3 protein-coding genes, 1 tRNA gene and 1 other RNA gene are annotated in these 5,570 nt (G+C 67.7%); 4 read left to right on the forward strand and 1 reads right to left on the reverse strand.

Translation table 11 applies throughout. The annotated features are described in order from the left end of the window. Positions 1-56: 56 nt before the first annotated feature. Positions 57-146 (reverse strand) — tRNA-Ser (locus tag I2E26_RS03300). Between the two features lie 52 nt (positions 147-198). On the opposite strand from I2E26_RS03300, the gene I2E26_RS03305 reads away from it, so the two are divergent. From I2E26_RS03305 to I2E26_RS03320, 4 genes are all read left to right on the forward strand, one after another. Next, positions 199-2,130, forward strand: coding sequence for a glycerate kinase (locus I2E26_RS03305; RefSeq protein WP_195419594.1), 1,932 nt, complete (start codon positions 199-201; stop codon positions 2,128-2,130). 154 nt (positions 2,131-2,284) lie between these two features. Next, complete coding sequence (locus I2E26_RS03310; protein WP_195419595.1) at positions 2,285-3,538, forward strand: MalY/PatB family protein; 1,254 nt, start codon at positions 2,285-2,287, stop codon at positions 3,536-3,538. A 56-nt stretch (positions 3,539-3,594) separates the two neighbouring features. Then, positions 3,595-3,688: signal recognition particle sRNA small type (ffs, locus tag I2E26_RS03315), an RNA gene on the forward strand. A gap of 200 nt (positions 3,689-3,888) precedes the next feature. After that, a partial coding sequence (locus I2E26_RS03320) for an ABC transporter ATP-binding protein (protein WP_195419596.1) occupies positions 3,889-5,570 on the forward strand: 1,682 nt, incomplete at its 3' end.

The following is a 5,570-nucleotide window of genomic DNA, read 5'->3' on the forward strand; positions in this document are numbered from 1 at the left end:
TCCCCGCGCGTGCCATGAAAAAAGCGAGCCCGGCGGACTCGCAATCTCAACAAATCTGGCGGAGAGAGGGGGATTCGAACCCCCGGAACGCTTGCGCGCCCAACGGTTTTCAAGACCGCCGCATTCAACCGCTCTGCCATCTCTCCATGCTTGGTAATGATAGCATCGAATGGAATTGGTATGTGAGAAAGGACGTTGATGCAGCTGAGTGAGCAGGAGGAGACCACATCTCACGAGCGCTTCATGCGCGCGGCGCTGGACGAGGCGCGGCTGGCCGCGCAGATGGGCGAGGTTCCCATCGGTGCCGTGGTGGTGCGTGAGGGTGAAATCATCGCCCGTGCGCACAACGTGCGCGAACGAGATGACGACCCGTCGTCGCACGCCGAATTCAGCGCGATCATGGCTGCATCGAGGAAGCTGGGACGCTGGCGCTTGTCGGACTGCATCGTCTACGTCACGCTCGAGCCGTGCCTCATGTGCGCGGGGCTCATGATCAACGCCCGCATCGGGGCCTGCATCTACGGCGCGCCCGATCCCAAGGGCGGTGCGTTGGGCAGCCTCTATGCGGTCAACGACGACGCGCGCCTCAACCATCGTTTCGCCGTGATTCCGGGCGTGCTGGAAGATGAGTGTGCCGGCGTGCTCAAGTCGTTCTTCGCCACCATGCGCGCGTCGCGTAAGGCTGCGATGCGGGCGGAGGCGCCGGCGGCTCCGGTGCAGGAGGGCGCCCCGACTGATGCCGCGCCCGAGGCCCTTCGAGATGCTGCGGGCGCGCTGCCGGCGGACGTCGGCGCTGCGGGCGATGCCGCCGATGCGTACGAGCGGGCCGAGCGCGCGCACCTGGAGAAGCGCGACCGCGATCGCGCTCGCACCGCGGGCTCCCCGCGCGCCGTTCGCGCAGCGATGCCCCCTGCGGCTTCGCCCTCGTTCGTCCTTGCTATCGACTCGTTCAAGGAGTCGGCTACGAGCGACCAGGTGGAGCGCTGGTTCGAGGAGGGCGTGCGCCGTGCGTGCCCGTCGGCCCGTGTCGAATGCGTCTTGCTCGCCGACGGCGGCGAGGGCACGGTGGCCGCGGCATCCCGTGCGCTGGACGGCACCGTGCGCGCCGTTGCGGTGTCGGACCCCTTCGGCCGCGACATCGAGGCGGAATACCTGCTCACCCATGACGGCGAGGCGATCATCGAGGCTTCTGCCGCGGCGGGCGTCGAGTTTTCGGGCTGCACGCACGACGAGGCGCTGCGCGCGTCGTCCTATGGCGTGGGCGAATTGGTTCGCGACGCCGTGCGCGCGGGCGCCAGCCGCATCTACGTGGGCCTGGGCGGAAGCGCGACGAGCGACGGCGGCACGGGGCTGCTGAGCGCCCTGGGTGCGCGCGTGCTGGACGCGCGGGGCCGCGAGGCCCCGCCCGGGCTCGAGGGCTTGGCACACGTCGCCTCCGTGGAGCTTGCCCCGGCCATCGAGGCGTTGGGGAAGACCGAGCTCATCGCATTGGTCGACGTCGAGAATCCGCTGGTCGGCAAACGCGGCGCCGTACGCGTTTTCGGTCCCCAGAAGGGCCTGGCCGACCTGCCCACGCCGCGGGGAGACTGCGCCACGCTGTTCGACCAGCTCGATCGCGACATGATCTCGTATGCCTCGAAGCTGGATGATGCGCGCGTCGCGTGCGCGGGCGCGGGCCGGCAGGAGGGTGAGCGCCGATTCCGCACCGTCTCGGGCGTGCCGGGCGCCGGCGCGGCGGGAGGTTTGGGAGCCGCGCTGCTGGCCTGCGGAGCGAAGCTCGTATCGGGTGCTGAGGCGTTGCTCGACCTGCTGGATTTCGACGAGCTTTTGGCCGACGCCGACGTCGTTGTTACGGGCGAGGGGCGCATCGACGAGCAGACGGCGGCCGGCAAGGGCCCCGCCATCGTGGCGCGCCGCGCGGCGCGCGCCGGTAAGCCGGTGGTGGCGGTGGCGGGCGGAAGGGCGATGAACCTGGACGCGGTATACCGTGCCGGCGTCGGCGCCGTCCTGCCCGTCTTGCGCGCCCCCATGCCGCTCGACCGCGCGCTTTCGACCGAGGAGACGCGCCGCAACCTGGTGTGCGCGGGCGAAACGGTCGCGCGCATGCTGTCGATGCGCCGTTTGCCCTAGGGGCATGCGCGCGTGCTCCCGCGACGAGGCGCCCGTTTCCCAGCTGCCGGTCGCGCGCGCCGTTCGAACCGCCGGCCTGGGCGCGCGGCTTCGCCGCCTCCGTCCCCTTCGCCCCATTCGTCTCGATATACGTTCGCGACCCCTTGGAGGACCCATGGATACCGATGCAACCGTTTACGACTTCGACGAGGTTATCGATCGCCGTCATGCGCCGTATAGCTACTCGAGCAAATGGAGCACGAGCGCGGCGACGGCCGAGCACAACGGCTTGCCCGCTATTACCGACGACCACATCGCGCTGTTTACCGCAGACATGGATTTCCGCTGCGCCGCGCCGATCGTCGACGCGCTGCGCGCGACGGCCGACCACGGCGTTTTCGGCTATTCGACGCTGGACGGCTGCGAGCGTTATCACGCGGCGGTGACCGGATGGTTCGCGAGGCGCGATGGCTGGAAGATCAACCCGGACCTCATGACGTTCTGCGCGGGCACGGTTCGCGCGCTGCAGTACGCCATCGAGGCCTTCACCCGGCCGGGCGAGGGCGTGATCATCCAGCGGCCGGTCTACCCGCCGTTTGCCGGGAGCGTCGAGGACGCCGGTCGCGCGCTCCTCGATAACCATCTGGTGCGCCAGGTGGATGGCGCCGAGACGGGCGACCTGTACTACACGATGGATTTCGAGGGGCTCGAGAAGCTCGCCGCCCGTCCGGACGCCACGATGCTCATCCTGTGCAACCCGCATAACCCGGTTGGTCGCGTATGGACGAGCGAAGAGCTGGAGCGCGTGGCCGATATCTGCACGCGCAACGGCGTGATGATCGTTGCCGACGAGATCCACGGCGACCTGCTGCGCCCCGGCGTGCGCATGCGCCACCTCGCCCAGGTGGCGCCGTATGCGCGCGTGATGACCTGCACCGCGGTGAACAAGACCTTCAACCTGGCGGGCTTATCGGCTACGAACGTGGTGTTCAGCGACGCCCGCGACCGCGTTCGCTTCGAGCGGGCGATGCGGTTCTCGGGGCCCACGCCCTTCGGTATCAGCGCGGTGATCGCCGCCTACGAGCAGGGCGAGCCCTGGCTCGAGCAGTGCCTTTCCTATCTGGACGGCAGCATCGACGCGGTCCTTGGCTTCTTTGCCGAGCGCCTGCCCGATGTGCACGTGCGCCGGCCCGAGGGCACGTATGTCCTGTGGTTCGATTTCGAAGATCGCTGCCGTGCGCTGGGGATCGACGGGGCCGAGCTGCATCGCCGCATCTACGAGGAGGCCAAGGTCATCCTGCAGGACGGCGTGAAGTTCGATCCGCGTGACGGCGAATTCTTCCAGCGCATGTGCGTGCCGAGTCCGCGCTCGGTCCTGATGGAGGCCTGCGAGCGCATCGCGCGCGTGCTGCAAGGGGATAATATTTAGGCCTCGACTTTCACTCCCGCTTTGCGGTAAGATAAACGATACGCGCCCCGCGCGTTCGATGGGTTCGGGTGACGATATGTTCCGAATCTGGTCAGGTCCGGAAGGAAGCAGCCATAAGGAGCCTCTGACGGGCACCCGTTCCCATCGAACGCACGGGGCTTTTTGTATATAGAGCGCCTTTCGGGCCGGTCGCATGATGCGTCGGTCGAGTTACCGCTTTATAACAGTCGTGTTAGGTGCGTTTTCGAATCTGGTAAGAGAATAGGGGTCTCGGAGCCTTTCACGGCAGAGGTGCGAGGTCTGCTCTATCATGGGTGCGTATTATCCGTGTCGTGGTAGGGAGCGCGCTCGTGCTGAGGCTCATCAAACGTTTCGCCGGTGCATATCGCCGCTATTTCATCCTGGGACCTCTGGCCAAGCTCGTTGAAGTCTACTTCGATCTGGTGACGCCGCTCGTGGTTGCCAGCATGATCGACGTGGGCGTTGCCGGCCGCGACGTGGACGCCGTGCTGCGCCACGGTGCGGTGCTGGTGCTCATGGCGGCGGTTGGCATCTCGGCCACGCTGGTGTGCCAGAAGATGGCTGCGCTGGCGTCGCAGGGCATGGGCACGGATATGAGGCGCGAGCTCTATGCGCAGATCAACCGGCTGTCGTGCGCGGACCTCGATCGGTTCGGCACGCCCTCGCTCATCACGCGCGTGACCAACGATGTCAACCAGATGCAGCTGGCCATCGCGCTGGCCGTGCGCATGCTCATTCGCTGGCCGTTCCTGGCGCTGGGCTCCATGATGGCGGCGCTTCTTATCGACGTGCAGCTGGGCGTGGTGTTCTTGGTATGCACGCCGCTGATCGGCTTCGTGTTCTGGCTGGTCATGGCTAAGAGCGTTCCGTTTTTCAAGGAGATGCAGGCCAAGCTCGATCGCGTGGCCCTGGTGCAGCGCGAGGCGCTTTCGGGTGCGCGCGTGATTCGCGCGTTCTCGCGCGAGCGCGATGAACGCGTTCGCTTCGACGGGGCGGCAACGGAGCAGTCGACGGTGGCCATAGCCGTGGGCAAGCTATCGAGCGTGCTCAACCCCGTGACCTTTCTCGTGATGAACCTGGGTGTATGCGCCATCTTGTGGAGCGGCGGCATGGCCGTGGACACGGGTCGCCTGACGCAGGGCGAGGTCGTCGCCTTCGTGAACTATATGACCCAGACGCTGCTCGCCATCGTCTACGTGGCCAACCTGGTGGTGGTGTTCACCAGGGCGTCGGCCAGTGCGAGCCGCATAAACGAGGTGTTGGATTGCGAACCCGCGCTGGCGTGCGCGGCGGGTGCGGGCTGGGACATGGACCAGGCCCTCGCGTCCGGTGCGCCCGCGTTGAGCTTCCATGGGGTGGCGTTTCGCTATCCGTCCGCATCGGCCAACGCGGTCGAGGACGTTACCTTTCAGCTGCCCATGGGCGGGACGTTGGGCATCATAGGCGGTACGGGCTCGGGCAAGTCGACGCTCGGCGCGCTGATGGCCCGCCTGTACGATGCGAGCGCGGGTTCGGTCGACGTATTCGGCGCCGACGTGCGCGATTGGCCGTTGGAGCGGCTGCGCGCGTCCGTGGGCGTGGTTCCTCAGGCGGCGCAGCTCGTGTCCGGTACGGTTGCCTCCAATCTGCGCTGGCGCGATGCGAACGCGAGCGATGCGGAGCTGTGGCGCGCCCTCGAGGTCGCGCAGGCGGCGGAGTTCGTCCGCGCGTGCCCGGCGGGACTGGAGACGCCGGTCGAGGCGGGCGGCAAGAACTTCAGCGGAGGCCAGCGCCAGCGCTTGACGATCGCGCGGGCCCTGGTGGGCGATCCGTGGCTGCTGGTGCTCGACGATGCATCGTCGGCGCTCGACCTGCGCACCGATGCCGCGCTGCGCCGCGCGCTGCGCGCGCTGGCGCGCGAGCGGGCGGGCGCGGGACGGCCGCTTACCATGGTGGTCGTGTCCCAGCGTGTTTCGGCCGTGCGCGATGCCGACCTGGTCTGCGTGATGCGCCGCGGTCGCGCGGTGGGGCT

Origin of the sequence: Collinsella sp. D33t1_170424_A12, assembly GCF_015554865.1 — a bacterium.
Classification (GTDB): domain Bacteria; phylum Actinomycetota; class Coriobacteriia; order Coriobacteriales; family Coriobacteriaceae; genus Collinsella.